Consider the following 19564-nt stretch of genomic DNA (forward strand, 5'->3'; position numbering starts at 1 on the left):
AGCGACGGGCAGGCAAATTGAGTAGGCTTGAGCTAAGTTACCGTTGGCAAGTTACTTTTGGTATATAAGCATGTCAAGCGATCAATCCCCTGCCCCTCGCCGCCGCCTGTCCCGGGATGACCGGTTACGCCAATTGCTCGACGTGGCCTGGCAGTTGGTGCGTGAAGAAGGCACCGACGCCCTGACATTGGGGCATCTGGCCGAGCTGGCCGGCGTGACCAAGCCGGTGGTGTATGACCATTTCGGCGATCGCGCGGGGCTGCTGGCCGCGCTGTATGAAGATTTCGACGCGCGGCAGAACCAGGTGTTTGCCGCCGCCATCGAGGCCAGCGAGCCCACCCTGGACGACCGTGCCTGGGTGATTGCCTCGTGTTATGTCGACTGTGTGCTGTTGCAGGGGCGCGAGATTCCGGGCGTGATTGCGGCGCTGGCCGGCAGCCCGGAGCTGGAAACCATCAAGCGCGAGTACGACGTGATTTTCCTCGGCAAATGCCGCGATGCTCTCGCCCCTTTTGCCGTCGACGGTGTGATAGGCCAAGCGGGTTTGAGGGGGATGCTGGGCGCGGCAGATGCTCTTTCCCACGCCGCCGCCAGCGGGGAAATCAGCGCGCTGGAGGCGCAGGAGGAGCTGTTTGCGAGCATCAAGGCGATGGTCAATCGAGGGCGCGATTAAACGGCCGCCATTGCAGCCTCGCTAAAGCTCGCCACATTGTCCTGCGTCAGCCCAACCTGGCGTGTACAAACATCCGCGCTTTGTGGGTCATCTGGTCGAAGTGACGATCACGCTGTTTCTCCGCATCGATCATCGCCCGCTTGCCGTGCTTTTGCAGCAGGTAGGTGTGGATCTGCCGCACCTCCAGCGAGCTGTAGATCGATGCCACATCCAGCAAACCCATCAAGCCGTCGGTGCTGTAGTCGCGGGTGTTCATCAGCACTTGGGTGCCACGTACGCCGCGCAGTTGAAAGCCCATGGACTCGAACGCCGGCACCTTCTCCACCGCGCAGGTCAGTTCGGCATGGGGGTATCGGGCCAGCATGTCCTGCATCATTGCCCGCGCCACACCTTTGCGCCGATGGCTGGCGTGCACCGCCATGTAGGCCACGCCGCACGCCTCGGGATCATCCTTCACCGGCAGGTACAGCAGGAAGCCGATCACTTGCTCCTGCTCGTCCAGCGCGACGATCAGTTCAACCGCGATGCCCTTGGACCCGCCCAGCGCTTCCAGGTACAGGTGCACCTCGTAGCCAATGGCGTACTGGTAGACGTTGTACAGCAGGTTGCTCGGCGGGATGGCGACCATGCTGATGTCCGTCAGGTAGTCGACCACCATCTGCAGGATCTGCGCGTTGATCGGCTCGGGGCATGGAGTTTCGTAACGGGTAAGGCTGAACATTCGAATTCCTGGTGTTTCGTGTCAAGTCTGGGCGGATTGTACCTGCTGAAGGGCTGCTTTGGACCCAAAGCCATTTGCCTCATTCATATTGTGGATAGGGAGGGGCTTGCCGTGGAAAGGGAGCCTGTTGTGGCAAGAGAGCTTGCTGTGGCGAGGGAGCTTGCTCCCGCTGGGCTGCGAAGCGGCCCTCAAACCTACAACGGGAGTATGGCTGAAGAAACGCGGTGCGCTTGATGGGGCTGCTGCGCAGCCCAGCGGGAGCAAGCTCCCTCGCCACAGCAAGCTCCCTCGCCACAGCAAGCTCCCTCGCCACAGCAGGCTCCCTCACCACAGCAAGCGCCCTCACCACAAAGGTACGGCCGTTCATTGCGCACATACCTCCCGCAGGCAACCGCGCAGCCAGCGATGGGCCAGGTCGGCGTCCAGTCGTGGGTGCCAGAGCATCGAGACGGTGAAGTCCGGGAACGCAAATGGCAGCGCAAAACGATAAAGATCACTGTGCAGGTTGGCGGTGTGCCGCTCCGGCACGCTGGCGATCAGGTCGGTGCTACGGGCCAGCGCCAGGGCGGTGGAGAACCCGGCCACGATGGTCACCACGTCCCGTGTCAGCCCCTGCGCTTCGAGAGCCTGTTGAATCTGGCCCTGATCATGGCCGCGTCGGGACACGTAGATGTGCTGGCCTGCGGCAAACCGCTGCGGCGTGACTTCGCCCTTACTCAGCGGATGCCCCTTGCGCACCACGCCGATAAATCGGTCGCGGAACAGTGCTTGGGTCAGCACCTCGGGGCTGGCGCTGCTGTCGACCACGCCGGTTTCCAGATCGACGCTGCCATCGCGCAGCGGTGTGCTGGCCTTGTCCGGCTTGTGCACGAAACGCAATCGCACGCCCGGCGCTTCCCGGGCGATACGTGCGAGCAGCGCCGGGCCGAAGTTCTCCACAAAACCGTCGCTGGTGCGCAAGGTGAAGGTACGCACCAGTTGGCTCAGGTCGAGCTTCGCAGCCGGACGCAACACCGCTTCAGCGTCCTGCACCAACTGGCTGACCTGCTCGCGCAGCTCCAGCGCCCGTGGGGTTGGCACCAGGCCTCGGCCGGCGCGGACCAATAACGGATCGCCCGTCGTTTCGCGCAATCGCGCCAGCGCCCGGCTCATCGCCGACGGGCTCAGGCGCAACCGTTGGGCGGCGCGGGCAACGCTGCCTTCGGCGAGCAGCACATCCAGGGTGACCAGCAAATTGAAATCAGGTGTCGACACGGCAAACCTCACATGGCGTTTGGCGCACGTATACAGTGCAACTGCTGCGCCTTCCGCCATGTTAGGTGACGGCGTAGATTTCTGACAGCGGTCAACTCCAGGAGCCTCTTGATGAAATCACCTGCACCCCGTGGCGCCCTCGCCGCCCTGTCACTGTCCATGCTGCTGGCGTCTTTGGGCACCAGCATCGCCAATGTCGGCCTGCCAAGTCTGGTACTGGCGTTTGATGCATCCTTCCAGGCAGCGCAGTGGGTGGTGCTCGCGTATTTGTTGGCGATCACCGCCGTGATCGTCAGCGTCGGTCGACTGGGCGACCTGATGGGCCGCAGCCGCCTGCTATTGGCGGGTTTGTTGCTGTTCACCGTTGCCTCCGCCCTGTGTGGCATGGCCCCATCCCTCGGCCTTTTGATCGCGGCTCGCGCCCTGCAAGGCCTGGGTGCGGCGATCATGATGGCGATGACCATGGCGCTGGTGGGCGAGACCGTCGCCAAGGAACGCACCGGCCGCGCCATGGGCTTGCTGGGCACGATGTCGGCCATGGGCACCGCGCTGGGGCCCAGCATCGGCGGAGTGTTGATCGCCGGGTTTGGCTGGCGCGCACTGTTTTTTATCACCGTGCCGCTGGGCCTGCTGACCTTTGCCCTCGCCCGGCGATATCTGCGGGTCGAGCGTCGCGAACCACCGTCCACGCAATCGCGCTTCAATTTCCTGTCGACGCTATGGGATTCAACCCTCAGCGCCGGCCTGGCCATGAGTGCGCTGGTGTCGGCGGTGATGATGGCGACGTTGGTGGTCGGCCCCTTCTACCTGACCCACAGCGCCGGCCTCGACCCCGCGTGGATGGGCCTGACGATGGCCGTCGGGCCCTGTGTTTCGGCGCTGATGGGCGTCCCTGCCGGCCGCCTGACCGACCGTTTCGGCAGCGGCCCGATGACCGTTGCGGGGCTGCTGGCGATGCTGGCCGGCTGCCTGTTGTTATCACTGATGCCGCTGAACCTCGGTGTTGCCGGCTACATCGCCCCGCTGATCATCCTCACCCTCGGCTACGCCCAGTTTCAGGCGGCCAACAACACCGCCGTGATGAGCGAGGTACTGGCGGACCGCCGTGGCGTGGTCGCTGGCCTGCTCAACCTGTCACGCAACCTGGGGTTGATCGCCGGCGCTTCGGCCTTGGGTGCGGTGTTTGCGCATGTCTCAGGTGACCTCGCCACCGCCACGCCAGGTAGCGTGGGAAGTGGGATGCAGGCCACGTTCGGCGTGGCATTGGCACTGATTGGCGTAGGGCTTTTCCTGGCACTGCGCACCCGGCTCGACGCCACACGAATCTTGACAAGGTAAAATCGTAACGACTATTGTCTGACAACCTGATTACCAAGGTTTTCCCATGCTTGAGCTCCAGCGCCCTGATTCGCTCGTTATGCGCGTTGTCAGCGCCATTCGTGCAGAAATCGATTCCGGCCAACTGGCGCCCGAAGCGCGCCTGCCCACTGAACAGCAACTGGCTGAACAGCTCAACGTCAGCCGTTCGGTGGTGCGCGAAGCGATTGCCCAGCTCAAGGCCGACGGCGTACTCACCGCCCGACGCGGCCTGGGCTCATTTATCTCCCAGACTCCTGCCGGCACCGTGTTCCGCTTCCCGGAAAAAAACGGCCGCCGCCCGGACCTCGCGCAAATGTTCGAAGTTCGCCTGTGGATCGAAACCCAAGCGGCCTCGATTGCCGCCCGGCGCCGTGATGCCGCTGACCTGCAGCGCATGAAAACCGCCCTGCAGGAAATGCACGACAAGCGTGCCGACTTCGAAGCCGCCGCCCTGGCCGATGTGGAATTCCACCGCGCCATCGCCGAAGCCAGCAAGAACGATTATTTCGTGGCCTTCCACGACTTCCTGCGAAGCCAACTGGCCAGTGCCCGCAAGACCGCCTGGGAAAACTCCGCCACGCGCTTTGTCAGTGGCTCGGCTGACGCCACCCAGGAACACACCGCGCTCTACCAGGCCATCGCCGACGGTGACGCCCAAGGCGCCGCAGCCTGTGCCGAGGCCCACTTGCGCGCGGCAGCACGGCGCCTGCACCTGGAACTGCCCGCCATCAACTGACTGATCCAAACCCTTTTAAAGCGTGCCGCCGGCGCGCCGTTTTTTTAACAAAACCATTAGTCTGACAACCTGATAAGCAGACTGAAATGCGTAGGTACCTAAAACAATGATCTATGACTTTTGCATCATCGGCGGCGGCATCGTCGGCCTGGCCACCGCGATGGAGCTGCTCAAGCGCCAGCCCGAAGCGTCCGTGGTGATCCTGGAAAAGGAAAGCCTGCTGGCCAAGCACCAGACCGGCCACAACAGCGGCGTGATCCATGCGGGCATCTACTACGCGCCGGGCAGCCTCAAGGCTGACCTGTGCAAGCGCGGCGCCGAAGCCACCAAGCAGTTCTGCACCGAGCACGGGATCAAGTTCGAGGTGTGCGGCAAGTTGCTGGTGGCCTCGACCCCGCTGGAAGTGCAGCGGATGGAGGCGCTCTACGCCCGCTCGCAGCTCAACGGGATGAAGGTCGAACGCCTGGACGCCGACCAGTTGCGCCAGCGCGAACCGAATATCGTCGGCTTGGGCGGGTTGTTCCTGGACGCCACCGGCATCGTCGATTACCGCGAAGTCTGCGAAACCATGGCCCGGGTGATCCGCCGTGCCGGCGGTGAAATCTGCCTGGAACGCACCGTGACCGCCATCGTCGAGGACACCGACAAAGTCACCGTCAGCACCCGTGGCGAAAGCTGGCAGGCCAGGCACCTGGTGGTGTGCGGCGGCTTGCAATCGGACCGCCTGGCGGTGATGGCCGGGGTCAAGATCGACCACCAGATCATCCCGTTCCGTGGCGAATACTTCCGCCTGCCGGCATCGAAAAACAACATCGTCAACCACCTGATCTACCCGATTCCCGACCCGGAGCTGCCGTTCCTGGGTGTGCACCTGACTCGCATGATCGACGGCAGCGTCACGGTCGGCCCGAATGCCGTACTCGGCCTGGGCCGCGAGAACTACCGCAAGTTCTCGGTGAACTGGCGCGACGTGGCGCAGTACGCCAGCTTCCCGGGCTTCTGGAAAACCATCTGGCAGAACCTCGGTTCCGGCAGCGTCGAGATGAAGAACTCGCTGTTCAAGTCCGGCTACCTGGAGCAGTGCCGCAAGTACTGCCCGTCGTTGAACATCGAAGACCTGTTGCCCTTCGAGGCCGGCATCCGCGCCCAGGCGGTGATGCGCGACGGCACCCTGGTGCACGACTTCCTGTTCGCCCAGACCCCGCGAATGCTCCACGTGTGCAACGCGCCCTCACCCGCTGCCACCTCCGCGATGCCCATCGGCGCGATGATCGCCGACCGCATGTTCAAGCCCCACTGACACCCTGCGACACGCCTCACTTTGACAATAAATATAATGACTCAGAAGGAACTACAGCATGACGGCAACAGCCCGCACCCCGGACGTTGAAACGCCCGCGCAAACCAAGAAACGCCTGCGCAAAGTCGCGGCCGCGACGATCTTCGGCTCGATGCTGGAGTGGTATGACTTTTACCTGTACGCCACCATGGCGGCGATTGTGTTCTCGAAAATCTTCTTCGATAACAGCGACCCGAAAGCCGCCACGCTGATGGCGTTTTCCACGTTTGCCATCGGTTTTATCGCCCGCCCGTTCGGCGGCATTCTGTTTGGCTACCTGGGCGACAAGTTCGGGCGTAAACAAGTGCTGGTGCTGACCTTCTGCATGATGGGCGTGTGCACCACGCTGATCGGCCTGATCCCCAGCTACGCCTCCATCGGCATCTGGGCGCCGATCGTGCTGGTGTTTATCCGCATCATCCAGGGCCTGGGTGCCGGGGCCGAATTGTCCGGCGCGGCGGTCACGTCCTACGAGCACGCCTCGGAAGGCAAGCGCGGCAGCCAGGGTGCATGGCCGGCATTGGGCCTGAACCTGGGCTTGCTGCTGTCGTCCCTGACCGTGTACCTGCTGACCATCAACGGCAATGAATTCCTGTTGGCCGGCGGCTGGCGGATTCCGTTCATTTGCAGCATCGCGCTGGTGGGTGTGGGCCTGTGGGTGCGCAACAGCATTCCGGAAACCCCGGAGTTCAAGGAACTGAGCAAGGAAACCGCGAAGGCCAAGGCCTCGCCGCTCAAGGCGCTGTTCAAGAACGACCTCAAGGGTTTGGCGGTGGTGTTCTTTGTGGCGATTGGCTACAACGCCCTGAGCTACATCTTCAAGACCTTTTCCCTGGCGTACCTGACCCAGTTCAAGGGCGTTGATGTGCACGTCACTTCGCTGTCGGTAACCATCGCCAGCCTGATCGCCATCGTCGCCGTGCCATGCTTCGGCTGGCTGTGCGACAAGTGGAGCAGCAAGACCGTGCTGATGCTCGGCGGCCTGTTCTCGCTGCTGTTTGCCTACCCGTTCCTGGCGCTGCTCAATACCGGTGAGAGCCTGATGATCTATATCGCCATCGGCGTGGGTACCGGCATCCTCGCCCCGATGATGTTTGCGCCCCAGGGCTCGTTCCTGAGCCGGCAGTTCCCGACCCAAACCCGCTCTTCAGGCTTTGGTACCGGACGGGAAATCGGCACCGCCATCGCAGGTGGCCTGGCGCCATTAGGGGCGTTGTCGATGGTGGCGGCGTCGGCCACCCACTCCACTGATGGCGTTGTGATAATCCTCGCGATCTCGGCCTTGCTGGTGGTGGTGTTCGCCCTGTGCGATCAGGGCCGCAAACACTCGGCATTCAAGAACTGAGGCAAAAAGTTCGGACCAACGGGTGCATGCAAGCCCCTTCATCGCGCATCATGGGCACTTTCAAGCTCAAGGGAAACGTCCATGCGCGTTCTGTCATTGATGATGGGTCTTACGACGCTGGCCGCCAGTCTGGTGTTCAGCGCCCAGGCGCAGGCGGGTGAAGAAAGCCTGTTGGTCGACTCGATCAATCAATACCGCAGCCAGGTTCAGCGCTGCGGCAACCAGGGTTCCCAGGAACTGCCACCGCTGGCCAGCGACACGCGGCTGGTGTTGCCGGTCAACAGCGTCGGCGATTTGCAGCAGGCGCTGGCGCGGGCGGCGTACCCGATGGTCAACGTCCAGGCCATCAGCCTGAGCGGGCCCAAGAACGCCGAAGCCGCCATGAAAGCCGTGCGCGAAAGCTTTTGCCGGGTGGTGCTCGACCCGCAGTTCATCGATATCGGCGTGAGCAACAGCGGCCAGGACTGGCGCATCGTGCTGGCTCGCCCGCTGCTGACCAGCGGCCTGGGTGAGACCCAGACCGAAGGCAAGAAAGTGCTCGATCTCATCAACGCCGCCCGCCAGCAACCCCACCAGTGTGGCGGCCAGGCGTTTGCCGCCACCACGCCCTTGAGCTGGAACGAAGCGCTGGCCACCGCCGCCGCCGGCCACGCGCGCAACATGGCCAACGGTAACTTCTTCGATCACCTGGACCACGATGGCCGCACCCCGGGCGACCGGGCTGAACTGGCGGGCTACATCGGCCAGCAGATCGGCGAGAACATTGCCGCCGGCATGGACACCCCACGCAAGGTGGTCGACGGCTGGCTCGCCAGCCCCGGGCACTGCGCCAACCTGATGAACCCGCAATTTCGCGAAATGGGCGCCGCCTATGCCATGGACCCGAAGAGCGACGCGGGCATCTACTGGACGGGGTTGTTTGGCGTGCAGCAATAAGGGTTTGTATCCCAACGTATCCTCGCAGCGAGACGACACACTGCGAGGCGCTGCGCCCCGGGCGATGACACATTACGGATACGCCAGCGCGATTTCCTGTGCACATCGGCCCACCCCGGGTCACTTACCAGGAAACCGTCATGTCCCAGAACAGCACCGTGCTCTACACCGGCAAAACCCACACCACTGGCGGGCGTGAAGGCGCGTCCCACAGCGATGACCTGCAACTGGACATCAAGCTGTCCCCACCCGGCGCCAAGGCCGCCGGTACCAACCCCGAGCAATTGTTTGGCGCCGGCTGGTCCGCCTGCTTTATCGGTGCAATGGGCAAGGCCGCGCAAACCCTGCAAATCCGCCTGCCGGCCGACACCGCAGTGAGTGCCGAAGTGGACCTGGTGAACAGCCCCGAGAATGGCTATTTTCTGCAAGCCCGCCTGCGGGTCAGCCTGCCGGGTATCGAACACTCCGCCGCCCAGGCGCTGGTCGATCTGGCCCACCAGACCTGCCCGTATTCCAAGGCAACCCGCGGCAATATCGAGGTGGCGATCACCGTGGTCTGAACGCGGTTTGACGGGTGATTATGCGGCGGAGACATTAAAATGCCATCTAGTCGATAATCCCGCTGAACTGGCTGAATCCAGGGGTGTCTGTAGCTTGGCACCCCTGCTTCAGCAAACCGCGACAAAGAAGGCGTTCACCCAATGACAAACTGGCTGCAAGGCGGCGGCAAAATGGCCGAACGGGTTCGGCATCACGACTGGGCAACGACGCCATTGGGGCCACTGGATCAATGGCCGGACGTTCTCAAGACCACCGTTTCCCTGTGCCTGGCCTCAAGTTTCCCTCAAGCGATCGTCTGGGGGCCTTCGCTGACCACGCTGTACAACGACGGCTTTGTGCCGATTCTTGGCGACAAACCCAATGCACTCGGGCGGCCTTTCAGTGAAATCTGGCAGGAAGCCTGGCCCCAGATCAGCCCGATCGCCAACGCCGCCTTCGCCGGTGAAGCCACCTTCATCGAAAACTTCCCGTTGACGGTTGAACGCGGCGGCGCACCGGAACAGGCGTATTTCACCTTCTGCTACAGCCCGATTCGTGACGTGAACGGCCAGGTGGTCGGCATGCTCGACACCGTGACCGAAACCACCGCCACCGTGGTCCTGTCCCGCCGCCTGGCGGAGTTGAATGCAAGCCTTGAGCAACGTGTCGACGAAAGAACCACCCTGCTGACCCAGACCGAAGCCGCGTTGCGCCAATCGCAGAAGCTCGAAGCCATCGGCCAGTTGACCGGCGGCGTGGCCCATGACTTCAACAACCTGCTGACCATCATTCGCTCATCCGTCGACTTCCTGCGTATGCCTGGCCTGTCGGAGGAGCGTCGCCAGCGCTACATGGGCGCCGTCACCGACACGGTGGAACGGGCCAGTAAATTGACCAGCCAGTTGCTTGCATTCGCCCGCCGCCAGCCGCTGAACCCGGAAGTGTTCGATGCCGGCCAGCGGGTGAACAACATCGGCGAAATGCTCGAGACGGTGACCGGCGCGCGGATCCAGGTGCGGGTCGAACTGCCCGGGCAGCCGTGTTACATCCGCGCCGACTCCAGCCAATTTGAAACCGCACTGATCAACGTCGCCCTCAACGCCCGGGATGCCATGAACAGCCAGGGCACCCTGACCCTGAAAGTGGAACCTGATCTTCCGCTACCGAGCATCCGCGGCGACGCCGGTTCCTGCCAGGCGTTTATCGCGATCTCACTCACCGACACCGGCAGCGGGATTCCCGTCGAGACGTTCGAGCGTATCTTCGAACCCTTCTTTACCACCAAGGAAGTCGGCAAGGGCACGGGCCTCGGGCTGTCCCAGGTGTTCGGTTTCGCCAAGCAATCGGGTGGTAACGTCGATGTGGCCAGCAAGGTCGGCCAAGCCACGGTGTTTACCCTGTACCTGCCGCAGGTGGTGCCCGAAGAAGGCTTTGAAAACCCCACGCATCAGACTTGCGGGCTGGTGGCAGAAAGCGCCCAGCGCCATATCCTGGTGGTGGAAGACAACCTGGAAGTGGGCCGTTTTGCCAATCAGATCCTCCAGGACCTGGGCTACCGGACCACCTGGGCGACCAACGCCGAACAGGCGCTGGAGCTGGCCGGTGCGGATGCAATGGGGTTCGACGCGGTGTTTTCCGACGTGGTGATGCCCGGCATCACCGGCGTGGCGCTGGCCAGGGAGTTGCGGCGGCGCAGGCCCGCCCTGCCGGTGGTGTTGACCTCCGGCTACAGCCAGGAACTGGCTGACGGCGGCTATGAAGGCCTGGCCTTCCTGCCCAAGCCCTACTCGGCCGACCAGGTCTCCCAGGTGCTGGCCAAGGCACTGCCCAAGGGCTAAGCCCTATTCGGCCACGGCCACCTGATTGCGACCAAGGGCCTTGGCGCGGTACAGGGCCTTGTCGGCGGTGTTCATCAAGCCGTGCAGGTCTTGATCCACCGCCCGGGCCCAGGCAACGCCGAGGCTGGCGGTGAGCCCATGGACCGGCTCGCTGGCCAGCCCGGCAATCGCCTTGATCAACTGCTCGGCGATGTCCCGCCCAGTCTCCAGCGACGTGTCCGGCAACAGCACCGCAAATTCCTCGCCTCCCAGCCGTCCGTACACGTCAGCCTGGCGAAACGAGGCGCTGATCACCCCGCCGATCTGCCGCAACACCTGGTCCCCGGCCTGGTGGCCGTAGGTGTCATTGATGTTCTTGAAGTGGTCCATGTCCATCATCAGCGCGCACAACGGCTGCTGGTTATGCCGGCACTGTTCGTAGAGCAACTGCGCATGCTCGAAGAATGCCCGGCGGTTCATCAGGCCGGTAAGCTCATCGGTTTGTGCGGCGCGGGTGGAGATATTGTGGGCACGTTCCATTTGCCGGGTCAGGCGAAAGGCCTTTTCCAGGGCGTCCGACAGCTTGCGCGTGGCGCCGCCGACAAACGAGGAAAACACCAGCACCGCCAGCGCCATGCCGACTTGCATCGAGGACGGTTGAAACAGCAGCCACAGGGTGCATGGCAGCAATACCAGGCCCATGGAGACCAGGGTCATATAGCGATAGGCCGAATAACACGAGACCGCACTCACTGACATGCCCACGGTGAACAGCATCACCAAGGCCTGGGACAGCCGGTCGTCGGTGGGCATCAGCGCCAATGCGCCCAGGCCCCAGACCCCGGCAGACAGCATCAACGTGAGCCAGTAGCGCCGCTCCCAGCGTGCGGGGGTGCGCTCGCTGTTGGGGCAACGAAACCAGGCCATGAACATCGAGATCCGCAGCAGCGAAGTCCCCGCCAGCACCACCAGCCACACCAGCATTACCCGCTGGTCAAACCGCTCCCAGCACAGCCAGCACAGCATGGCCGCCGCCATATAACTGCCGAACACCGCCGAAAATGACTGGCGAAACAGCTGATGCAATCGATCCGTTCGTACCTGCTCCTCGATGAAGCAATCCTGGTCCTGCCCACGCCCAAGGCCATTCATTTGGTCCGCCTGATCATACTGCTGCGACAAAGTGCCATTGTGGCATCCTGCCAGTAGCCCTAACAACTGAATCAAGCGTGCTAGAGCGCCGAAAGCAGGATAAATATAGGTGAACACCTTCTCTCTCGCTCCAAGGATCAGAGCCCATCCATGAATACCCGTCCTGTAACCACCCCGCGCCTGATACTCAGGGCCCCAACGATCGACGATGTGGCCAGTGTATTCGCCATCTATGGCGATCCCGAGACTAACCGCTACAACCCGGCCGGGCCTTTGACGGATATCCAGCAGGCCGCAAACGTCATGGATCGCTGGCTGGACCATTGGGAAACACACGGCTTTGGCCAGTGGGCCATCGCCACCCGGGAAGCGCCGGCGTGTGTGATCGGCTTTGGTGGCATCACGTTGTACAAGTACAACGAGGTCCAGCGGATCAACCTGGGTTATCGCTTCGCGGTCAGTGCCTGGGGCAAGGGCTTTGCCACGGAGCTTGCCAGGGCGGCGTTGCAATTTGGCTTTGTCGAGCTGGACCAGCCACAGGTGTACGGCGTGGTGCGTCCCGCGCATGCAGCCTCGATCAAGGTGCTGGAAAAGATCGGCATGCAGCACATCGATGAACTGGATGATGTACCCGGGCAGGCGCCGAGCCTGGTGTACAGGGCCACCCGGCCCGTCTGACCTGTGTATCGCAGTGTGTCCAAACACCCCTGCGATACAAAAGCTTTAACCCAAGCGTTTTCTCGAAACAGACGGGATACACAACCACGTTCAACTGTGAGCCAGGCACACAACCCGCCGCCGGAGGCTCACCATGCACACACAGTTGAACATCCCATCCCGCCGCCTGATGGGCGCGTCGCTGCTGGCCTTTGCGCTGTTGCAGTTCGGTGCCCTCGGCGTTGCCAGTGCACAGGACACGCAAGCGCCTGCGGTTGCCAGCGCAAGTGCCCACACCGCGTTTGGCCCGCTGAAGCACGTGAAGGCCGGCTTGCTGGACGTGGCCTACGCCGAAGTCGGCCCGGCCGATGGCCCGGTGGTGATCCTGCTGCACGGCTGGCCCTACGACATTGACAGCTACTCCGAAGTCGCGCCGCTGCTGGCCGCCCAGGGTTACCGCGTACTGGTGCCCTACGCCCGTGGCTACGGCGACACCCATTTCCTGTCGGCCAAGACCCTGCGCAACGGCCAGCCGGCCGCACTCGCTGTCGACCTGATCGACTTCATGGACGCACTGCACATCAAGCAAGCCGTGCTCGGCGGCTACGACTGGGGCGCACGCACCGCCGACATCGTCTCGGCGTTGTGGCCTGAGCGGGTCAAGGCGCTGGTATCCGTCAGCGGCTACCTGATCGGCAACCAGGCCGCTGGCAAGAACCCCTTGCCACCCAAGGCCGAGTTGCAATGGTGGTACCAGTTCTACTTCGCCACCGATCGCGGCGCCGCCGGCTATGCAAAAAACACCCATGACTTCGCCAAGTTGATCTGGCAGATCGCCTCGCCGAAATGGGTGTTTGACGACGCCACCTTCGACCGCAGCGCCAAAGGCCTGGACAACCCCGACCACGTCGCCGTGTCGATCTTCAACTACCGCTGGCGCCTGGGGCTGGTGCAGGGCGAGAAAAAATACGCTGCGCTGGAACAGAAACTCGCCACCGCCCCGTCCATCAGCGTGCCCACCATCACCATGGAAGGCGACGCCAACGGCGCCCCGCACCCGGCGGCGCAAGACTACGCCAAGCGCTTTACCGGCAAATACGAATACCGGCTGATCAGCGGCGGCATCGGCCACAACTTGCCGCAGGAAGCCCCGCAAGCCTTTGCCAAGGCCGTGATTGATGCGGATCACCTGTGATGAAGCGCCTGCACCTTGCTGCACTCGTCGCTACAACCGCCGCCGTGGTGGCCGCCGCTACCGGGTTCGCCTCTGGCGGCCCGGCCACCAGCGAGCCTTCGCCGATCTACGGTGTGACAATTCCCGACGGCTACCGCCAATGGGAGCTGATCGCGCCGGCCCAGGAAGCCGACCCGCTGAATGAACTTCGGGTGGTGCTGGGCAACACCGTCGCGCTCAAGGCCTACCGCGAGGGCACGCTGCCCTTCCCCGACGGCACCGTGCTGGCCAAGCTGGCGTGGAAACATGTGCAGTCGCCCGAGTTCAAGACCGCCTCGATTCCCGGCGCGGCCACCACCGTGCAGTTCATGGTCAAGGATTCGAAGAAGTATGCAGCGACCGGAGGCTGGGGCTTTGGACGGTTCATCAACGGCAAACCGGCGGACCAGGCGCAGCATGAGACATGCTTTGCCTGCCATCAGGCGTTGGTGAAGAACCATGATTATGTGTTTACGCGGCTGGCGCCTTAGCCCATTGAATGATCGCTGCAACGCTGATTAATGACTCGCGCTCCGTCACGACCGATCCGTAGCAGCTGTCGAGCCCAAGCGAGGCTGCGTCGGCGGTGTGTCAGATACACCGCTGACGCAGCCTCGCTTGGGCTCGACAGCTGCTACGTGGGTGGGTTTTATCAGGCTGGCACACCCAGGATGATATGGGACGCCTTGATCACCGCCGTGGCACTCACACCCGGCTTCAGGCCCAGCTCGATCACCACTTGCGCATTCACCGCGCCGTCATTCACGCTCAGCACTTTGCCTTCCAGGCAGTTGCGGGCCGACAGGCGGATGTCGCTGGATTCAGTCATCAGCATCACCCACGGAGCCTTGATCAGCGCGATCGCTTCCTTGCCCACGGCGATGCCCAGATTGCGGATGCGCAAAAAAAAGGCCGCCCAACAGGCGGCCTTCGTTTGGAGCGTTTACCCGCGACTGATTAAAACAGCGCGTAGGTGTAGTTGAAGATCAAACGGGTTTGGTCCTGGTCGGCAGTGCCGGTGTTGTGACCGTGGTAGCTACCGGTACGGAAGGTTGTACCGAAGCCTTTCAGCGGGCCCTCTTGCACGACGTAATCAAGACGGAAATCGGTTTCGCGTTCCGACTGATCGCTGCCGCCGGCAACCTTGGCCTTGATGTCGCTACCGTTGAGGTAGGCAACGGAAGCTTTCAGGCCCGGCACCAGGGTTCTGAAGTCATACAGGTACTGACCGAAATTGACCTGCTCGCCCGCGCGGGAGAACTGGCCAACCACTGCGTCGGTGAACAGGTAGAAGTCGGAGCCGGCCGCGCCTTGGGCAGTTGGGTCGGCGATGCTGCCCTGGTTGACCCACACGAAGCCGCCGTCGTCGCTCACGCCAATGTGGCCGAGCATCAACTGGCTGCCGCCCAACTGGTAGGTGAAGGCAGCACTGTAGGTTTTGTTGTCGACTTCACCGGCGTGCTTGGCATAGCCGCCGTTGTTGTTGAACGCATAGCCGGCCGAACCGTTCTTGCCGTCGCTGGTGCTGTCGAAATAGCGCAGGTCGGTCTTGAACGATTGGTCATTGCCCAACGGCAGTACATGCACCAGGCCGAAATAGTTCTGTTTGTAGAAGTCTTCCAGGTCGGCGTAGTAGTACTGCAACGTCAGGTTTTTAGCGATGACGTTGTCAGAAGAACCGAACGGCTGGTAGTCAACGCCGCCGAAACGGAAGCTGTCGCTGTCGCGAGTGGCGCCGGCGACGCTCAAGCCCGTGGAGTTACTCGATGCACGACCTTCGGCCTTGTTCAGCTCGCCGCCCGTGAAGGTGACGTTGGGAATGTCCTTGGAGGTCAGGATGCCGCCGTCAAAGGTTTGCGGCGCGGCACGGCTGTCGTTGGACACCAGGATCGGCAGGATCGGGGCCAAGCCACCGCCCACGTGCAGTTCTGTCTGGGAAATACGGAATTTAACGTTGCCGGCTGCGCGACCGAAGCTGTCAGCAGGCTCGGTGCCGTTGTTCTTCACGGGGAAGAAGCTGTTGCCGTTACCCGACAGGCCGTTACCCGCTGCGTGGCCATCGCCACCGTCCAGACGCAAGGCGCCAAAGGCCATCACGTCGAACCCGATGCCTACGGTGCCTTGGGTGTAACCGGATTTGTAGTCGAAACGCAGTACTTGAGCCGCTTCACGCAGGTCATTCGCGGTGCCGGAGTGAACGTCGGCGTTGTAGTACATGGTGCGCGAACTGATCGACGAGTGGCTGTCCTCAAGGAAGCCGCTGTGACCGTTACCCGTGCCGAGTGAGCCAAGACCAAAGTCATCTGCGCTGGCGTGTTGTGCGAGGACGGCCGCGGTGATGGCCAACGCTAATGTAGAGAGTTTCATTTACTGCGCCCCTGTGAACATTATTTTTTTACTGTCCTTCGAGCGAATACCGTTGCGGCCCTGCAAACGCTGCGGATTGTGGCATGGGGCCTATGGCGCAGAATGTGAAATTTTTGTCATGTAGCGATGAAAAAACCGTCATGAAAAGGCCGTACAGAACGGCCTTTTTTGACGGTCGAATCCGCGTGAGTTGTATGACGACCGCTATAGCGCTGTGCGCTGATCAGGCTGAAGTCGGCTGCGAAAATGCGAGAAATGGTAGGCAACCGCCAGCCACACAAACCACGCCGGCATCACGCAAAGCGCCAGGCGGGTGTCTGGGCGAAGTGCCAGCAAGCTGAGTACAAAGGCCAGGAACCCAAGTGAAACCCAGGCCATCGGTACACCACCGGGCATTTTGTACAGCGATTTTTCATGTAGCTCTGGGCACTTTTTCCGATAGGAGATGTAGGACGCCAGGATCGTCGACCAGGTAAAGATCACCAAAATCGCCGAAACGGTGGAGACGATAGTAAAGGCCGTCATCACTTCCGGGACTATAAACAGCAGCAATAAGCCCAGCAGCATCAGGAAGGTGGTAAACGCCAGGCTGATAAACGGCACGCTGTTGTTCGACAGTCGCCGGAAAATTTCGGGGGCATCGCCCAAGTCCGCCAGGCCGAACAGCATGCGACTGGCCGAGAACACCCCGCTGTTGGCGGACGATGCCGCCGACGTCAGCACCACGAAGTTCACAAGCCCGGCTGCAGCGGGAAACCCGGCCACCAGGAACAGCTCAACGAACGGACTCTTGCTCGGTGACACCTGCTGCCAGGACGTCACGGCGATGATGCACGCCAGGGCCAGCACGTAAAACAGGATGATCCGCAGCGGAATCGAGTTGATCGCCTTGGGCAGCGTCTTCTCGGGCGAGCGGGTTTCAGCCGCCGCCGTGCCGATCAACTCAGTGCCGGCGAACGAGAAGATCGCCATCTGGAACCCGGCAAAGAAGCCGAACAGGCCATTGGGAAACGCCGCCTGTTTATCCAGCAAATGCGTCAGGGAGGCGGTGACGCCGGTGGGTGACACAAACGAGCTGGCAATCAGCACCACGCTCACGCTGATCAGGGTCACCACGGCGATGATCTTGATGATCGCAAACCAGAACTCCACCTCGCCAAACAGCCGCACCGTCAGCACATTCAATGCAAACAGCGTCAGCAGCATCGCAATCGCCGGGATCCACGCCGGCACGTCCGGGAACCAGTACTGGAAAAAGCCCCCCACCACCACGGCATCCCCCACCACCGCCACGCTCCAGCTCAGCCAATACGACCAGCCGAGAAAGAACGCCGCACGCGGCCCCAGGTACGCACCGGCAAAGTCGGCGAAGCTCTTGAAGTTCAGGTTGGATAACAGCAACTCGCCCATGGCGCGCATCACGAAATACACAAACAGCCCGATGATCATGTAGATCAGGATGATCGAGGTGCCGGACAGCGCAATGATCTTGCCCGAGCCCATGAACAGGCCGGTACCAATCGCACCGCCCATGGCCATCAGTTGAATATGTCGGTTGCTGAGGGTGCGTTGCAAAGCGGGCTTTTCAATCAGCCCGGGCACGGTTGTTTTCATCACAAAACCTCTTGTTATGTTTTTGAGTTTTGGCAGAAAAAAGTCGGGATTGTTTATTGTTGGAATGGCGTCGGGATCAGGCGTGCTTGTTCTCGAAACCGTGCAGCACGTTGACGGCGTTGATGCCGATTTCATCGACCATGTAGCCGCCTTCCATCACGAACAGCGTGGGCACGCCAACGCTGGCGATGATCTCGCCGATGCCGAGGAAATCGCGGCTTTCCAGCAGGAAGTGACTGATGGGGTCGTCCTTGAACGTGTCGACACCGAGGGAGATCACCAGCACCTCTGGCGAGAACCTGCGCAGTTGGGTGCAGGCGTCGATCAAAGCTTCCTTATAGGTGCTCCACCCGGTGTTTTTGGCCAGCGGGTAGTTCAGGTTGAACCCCTCGCCCGCCCCCGCACCGCGCTCGGCACTGAAGCCCGAATAGTAGGGATACGACACCGCAGGTTCGCCATGCAGCGAGACAAACAACACGTCGCTACGGTCGTAGAAAATGTTCTGCGTGCCGTTGCCGTGGTGGAAATCCACGTCCAGCACCGCGACCCGTTTGGCGCCTTGGGTGATCGCCTGTTGCGCTGCGATGGCCGCATTATTCAGGTAGCAATAACCGCCCATGTATTCCCGCGCCGCGTGGTGACCCGGTGGACGGCACAAGGCGAAGGCACTGTTGTGGCCTTCATCGATCAAGGCCAGGCCGGTGAGTGCAATATCAGCGCTGGTCTTCACCGCCTCCCAGGTGGTGCTGGTGATGGGCGAGCCGGCATCCATCGCGAAAAACCCGAGCTTGCCGTCGATAAATTCCGGCACGTGCGCATTGGCCAGGTCACGCACTGGCCACACCAGCGGCAAGGCGTCATGGGCACGGCCAATCGCAGTCCATTCCGCCCAGGCGGTTTCCAGGAAAGACACGTAGCGTTCGCTGTGGGCATTGACGTAACAGGCCCGGTCGAACGTGCGCGGCACGATGATATCGCCCAGCCCAACGTGCTTGACCCGATCACGCACGGTGTCGGCACGGCTGGGTTGTTCGAAGGACGGCTTGAGCACGCCATCCTTAAGCTCGGTGCCATGGTGCAAACGATGAGAATCACTGAATACAGTCAACATAAAAGACATCCACCCGTGAAAGACAGGTGATTATTTTGTTCTGGCTGCGCTGGGCTTTCTTTGCTTTTACGTGCGCCGATGCTAGCGTAATCGGGCATTTTTACCCCAAAGAGCCACCATGAAGAAAAATAAAACCAAACAGGTCGCACTTGACGACACCGATCTCGCCATCCTCGCGTTGCTGCAGGAAGACGCGAGTATTTCCAACGCCGAACTCAGCGAGCGCCTGTCACTGAGCCTCACGCCCTGCTGGCGTCGGCGTAAGCGCCTGGAGGAAGAAGGCGTGATCAAGGACTACCAGGCCAACCTGGATCGCAAGATGCTCGGGCTGGAAATCATGGCGTTTGTGCATGTGCGGTTTGCGGTGCATTCCGACCATACGCCGGAGGATTTTGAAGCGGTGATCAAGGAACTGCCCCAGGTGCAGTCCTGCCACAAGATCACCGGAGATGCGGATTATCTGTTGCAGGTGCTGGCGGAGGATCTGGATGGGTACAGTGATTTTGTGGAGAGCGTGCTGCGGCGGCAGTTGGGGATTGCGTCGATTCAGTCGAGTCTGGCGTTGCGGGAGGTGAAGGCGACGAGTCGGGTGGCGATTCCGGGGCGGGTGGGAAAATGATCCGGTTCAATAACCACTGTGGCGAGGGAGCTTGCTCCCGTTGGGGTGCGCAGCGCCCCTGAGTTTTTTGGGGCCGCTTCGCAGCCCAACGGGAGCAAGCTCCCTCGCCAC

18 protein-coding genes and 1 pseudogene are annotated in these 19564 nt (G+C 61.8%); 12 read left to right on the plus strand and 7 right to left on the minus strand.

The window, feature by feature from the left end; all coding sequences use genetic code 11:
- The first annotated feature begins 70 nt into the window (after positions 1-70).
- Positions 71-673, plus strand: coding sequence for a TetR/AcrR family transcriptional regulator (locus HX875_RS17705; RefSeq protein ID WP_177044171.1), 603 nt, complete (start codon positions 71-73; stop codon positions 671-673).
- 46 nt (positions 674-719) lie between these two features.
- Here HX875_RS17705 and HX875_RS17710 read toward each other — a convergent pair whose 3' ends face one another.
- Together HX875_RS17710 and HX875_RS17715 are read right to left on the minus strand one after the other, a co-directional pair.
- On the minus strand, positions 720-1394 hold the full coding sequence (locus HX875_RS17710; protein ID WP_177044172.1) for a GNAT family N-acetyltransferase: 675 nt from the start codon (positions 1392-1394) through the stop codon (positions 720-722).
- A gap of 363 nt (positions 1395-1757) precedes the next feature.
- Positions 1758-2648 carry a LysR family transcriptional regulator gene (locus HX875_RS17715; RefSeq protein WP_177044173.1) on the minus strand — a complete coding sequence of 297 codons (891 nt, stop codon included), beginning with the start codon at positions 2646-2648 and terminating at the stop codon, positions 1758-1760.
- A 111-nt stretch (positions 2649-2759) separates the two neighbouring features.
- Between HX875_RS17715 and HX875_RS17720 the strand changes: the two genes are divergently transcribed.
- The 7 genes from HX875_RS17720 to HX875_RS17750 all read left to right on the plus strand — a co-directional run bounded on the left by HX875_RS17720 (position 2760) and on the right by HX875_RS17750 (position 10741).
- Positions 2760-3986, plus strand: coding sequence for an MFS transporter (locus HX875_RS17720; RefSeq protein ID WP_177044174.1), 1227 nt, complete (start codon positions 2760-2762; stop codon positions 3984-3986).
- 46 nt (positions 3987-4032) lie between these two features.
- On the plus strand, positions 4033-4743 hold the full coding sequence (locus HX875_RS17725; RefSeq protein ID WP_177044175.1) for a FadR/GntR family transcriptional regulator: 711 nt from the start codon (positions 4033-4035) through the stop codon (positions 4741-4743).
- A gap of 106 nt (positions 4744-4849) precedes the next feature.
- Positions 4850-6043, plus strand: a complete 1194-nt coding sequence (gene lhgO, locus HX875_RS17730; protein ID WP_177044176.1) for an L-2-hydroxyglutarate oxidase — start codon at positions 4850-4852, stop codon at positions 6041-6043.
- Positions 6044-6101: 58 nt separating this feature from the next.
- On the plus strand, positions 6102-7427 hold the full coding sequence (locus HX875_RS17735; RefSeq protein ID WP_177044177.1) for an MFS transporter: 1326 nt from the start codon (positions 6102-6104) through the stop codon (positions 7425-7427).
- Between the two features lie 81 nt (positions 7428-7508).
- Positions 7509-8363, plus strand: a complete 855-nt coding sequence (locus tag HX875_RS17740; protein WP_177044178.1) for a CAP domain-containing protein — start codon at positions 7509-7511, stop codon at positions 8361-8363.
- Between the two features lie 140 nt (positions 8364-8503).
- Positions 8504-8923, plus strand: a complete 420-nt coding sequence (locus HX875_RS17745; protein ID WP_177044179.1) for an organic hydroperoxide resistance protein — start codon at positions 8504-8506, stop codon at positions 8921-8923.
- A 141-nt stretch (positions 8924-9064) separates the two neighbouring features.
- Entirely contained in the window at positions 9065-10741 is a 1677-nt protein-coding gene (locus HX875_RS17750; protein WP_177044180.1) for an ATP-binding protein, read from the plus strand.
- Between the two features lie 3 nt (positions 10742-10744).
- Here HX875_RS17750 and HX875_RS17755 read toward each other — a convergent pair whose 3' ends face one another.
- On the minus strand, positions 10745-11872 hold the full coding sequence (locus HX875_RS17755) for a GGDEF domain-containing protein (RefSeq protein WP_177044181.1): 1128 nt from the start codon (positions 11870-11872) through the stop codon (positions 10745-10747).
- Positions 11873-12022: 150 nt separating this feature from the next.
- Here HX875_RS17755 and HX875_RS17760 point away from each other — a divergent pair, with 150 nt between their 5' ends.
- The 3 genes from HX875_RS17760 to HX875_RS17770 all read left to right on the plus strand — a co-directional run bounded on the left by HX875_RS17760 (position 12023) and on the right by HX875_RS17770 (position 14233).
- On the plus strand, positions 12023-12550 hold the full coding sequence (locus tag HX875_RS17760; protein ID WP_177044182.1) for a GNAT family N-acetyltransferase: 528 nt from the start codon (positions 12023-12025) through the stop codon (positions 12548-12550).
- A gap of 133 nt (positions 12551-12683) precedes the next feature.
- A complete protein-coding gene (locus HX875_RS17765) occupies positions 12684-13724 on the plus strand; it encodes an alpha/beta fold hydrolase (RefSeq protein WP_177044183.1) in 1041 nt (346 codons plus the stop codon).
- On the plus strand, positions 13724-14233 hold the full coding sequence (locus HX875_RS17770) for a cytochrome P460 family protein (RefSeq protein ID WP_177044184.1): 510 nt from the start codon (positions 13724-13726) through the stop codon (positions 14231-14233). Before HX875_RS17765 ends, HX875_RS17770 begins: the two co-directional genes overlap by 1 nt.
- A 161-nt stretch (positions 14234-14394) precedes the next feature.
- Here the strand turns inward: HX875_RS17770 and HX875_RS17775 are convergent.
- The 4 genes and pseudogenes from HX875_RS17775 to HX875_RS17790 all read right to left on the minus strand — a co-directional run.
- Positions 14395-14640, minus strand: a pseudogene (locus tag HX875_RS17775) (TOBE domain-containing protein); the annotation flags it as partial.
- Positions 14641-14699: 59 nt separating this feature from the next.
- The gene (locus tag HX875_RS17780; protein WP_177044185.1) at positions 14700-16109 is read right to left on the minus strand and encodes an OprD family outer membrane porin; all 1410 of its coding nucleotides are present in this window, start codon (positions 16107-16109) and stop codon (positions 14700-14702) included.
- 204 nt (positions 16110-16313) lie between these two features.
- Positions 16314-17723: an amino acid permease gene (locus HX875_RS17785; RefSeq protein WP_177044186.1), complete on the minus strand. Its 1410-nt coding sequence runs from the start codon at positions 17721-17723 to the stop codon at positions 16314-16316.
- Between the two features lie 76 nt (positions 17724-17799).
- Positions 17800-18834 (minus strand): histone deacetylase family protein, encoded by a 1035-nt coding sequence (locus HX875_RS17790; RefSeq protein WP_177044187.1) that lies wholly within the window; start codon positions 18832-18834, stop codon positions 17800-17802.
- Positions 18835-18952: 118 nt separating this feature from the next.
- Between HX875_RS17790 and HX875_RS17795 the strand changes: the two genes are divergently transcribed.
- Positions 18953-19453 carry an Lrp/AsnC family transcriptional regulator gene (locus tag HX875_RS17795; protein ID WP_177044188.1) on the plus strand — a complete coding sequence of 167 codons (501 nt, stop codon included), beginning with the start codon at positions 18953-18955 and terminating at the stop codon, positions 19451-19453.
- Positions 19454-19564: the final 111 nt, after the last annotated feature.

Source organism: Pseudomonas yamanorum, assembly GCF_013386765.1.
Taxonomy (GTDB): Bacteria; Pseudomonadota; Gammaproteobacteria; order Pseudomonadales; family Pseudomonadaceae; genus Aquipseudomonas; species Aquipseudomonas yamanorum_A.

Bases quoted from the DNA above. Each gene is read 5' to 3' on its own strand.
- HX875_RS17755 (WP_177044181.1), bottom strand. From the start codon at position 11,872: ATGAATGGCCTTGGGCGTGGGCAGGACCAGGATTGCTTCATCGAGGAG.
- lhgO (WP_177044176.1), top strand. From the start codon at position 4,850: ATGATCTATGACTTTTGCATCATCGGCGGCGGCATCGTCGGCCTGGCC.
- HX875_RS17765 (WP_177044183.1), top strand. From the start codon at position 12,684: ATGCACACACAGTTGAACATCCCATCCCGCCGCCTGATGGGCGCGTCG.
- HX875_RS17780 (WP_177044185.1), bottom strand. From the start codon at position 16,109: ATGAAACTCTCTACATTAGCGTTGGCCATCACCGCGGCCGTCCTCGCA.
- HX875_RS17735 (WP_177044177.1), top strand. From the start codon at position 6,102: ATGACGGCAACAGCCCGCACCCCGGACGTTGAAACGCCCGCGCAAACC.
- HX875_RS17725 (WP_177044175.1), top strand. From the start codon at position 4,033: ATGCTTGAGCTCCAGCGCCCTGATTCGCTCGTTATGCGCGTTGTCAGC.
- HX875_RS17745 (WP_177044179.1), top strand. From the start codon at position 8,504: ATGTCCCAGAACAGCACCGTGCTCTACACCGGCAAAACCCACACCACT.
- HX875_RS17785 (WP_177044186.1), bottom strand. From the start codon at position 17,723: ATGAAAACAACCGTGCCCGGGCTGATTGAAAAGCCCGCTTTGCAACGC.
- HX875_RS17710 (WP_177044172.1), bottom strand. From the start codon at position 1,394: ATGTTCAGCCTTACCCGTTACGAAACTCCATGCCCCGAGCCGATCAAC.
- HX875_RS17760 (WP_177044182.1), top strand. From the start codon at position 12,023: ATGAATACCCGTCCTGTAACCACCCCGCGCCTGATACTCAGGGCCCCA.
- HX875_RS17705 (WP_177044171.1), top strand. From the start codon at position 71: ATGTCAAGCGATCAATCCCCTGCCCCTCGCCGCCGCCTGTCCCGGGAT.
- HX875_RS17770 (WP_177044184.1), top strand. From the start codon at position 13,724: ATGAAGCGCCTGCACCTTGCTGCACTCGTCGCTACAACCGCCGCCGTG.
- HX875_RS17750 (WP_177044180.1), top strand. From the start codon at position 9,065: ATGACAAACTGGCTGCAAGGCGGCGGCAAAATGGCCGAACGGGTTCGG.
- HX875_RS17740 (WP_177044178.1), top strand. From the start codon at position 7,509: ATGCGCGTTCTGTCATTGATGATGGGTCTTACGACGCTGGCCGCCAGT.
- HX875_RS17795 (WP_177044188.1), top strand. From the start codon at position 18,953: ATGAAGAAAAATAAAACCAAACAGGTCGCACTTGACGACACCGATCTC.
- HX875_RS17790 (WP_177044187.1), bottom strand. From the start codon at position 18,834: ATGTTGACTGTATTCAGTGATTCTCATCGTTTGCACCATGGCACCGAG.
- HX875_RS17720 (WP_177044174.1), top strand. From the start codon at position 2,760: ATGAAATCACCTGCACCCCGTGGCGCCCTCGCCGCCCTGTCACTGTCC.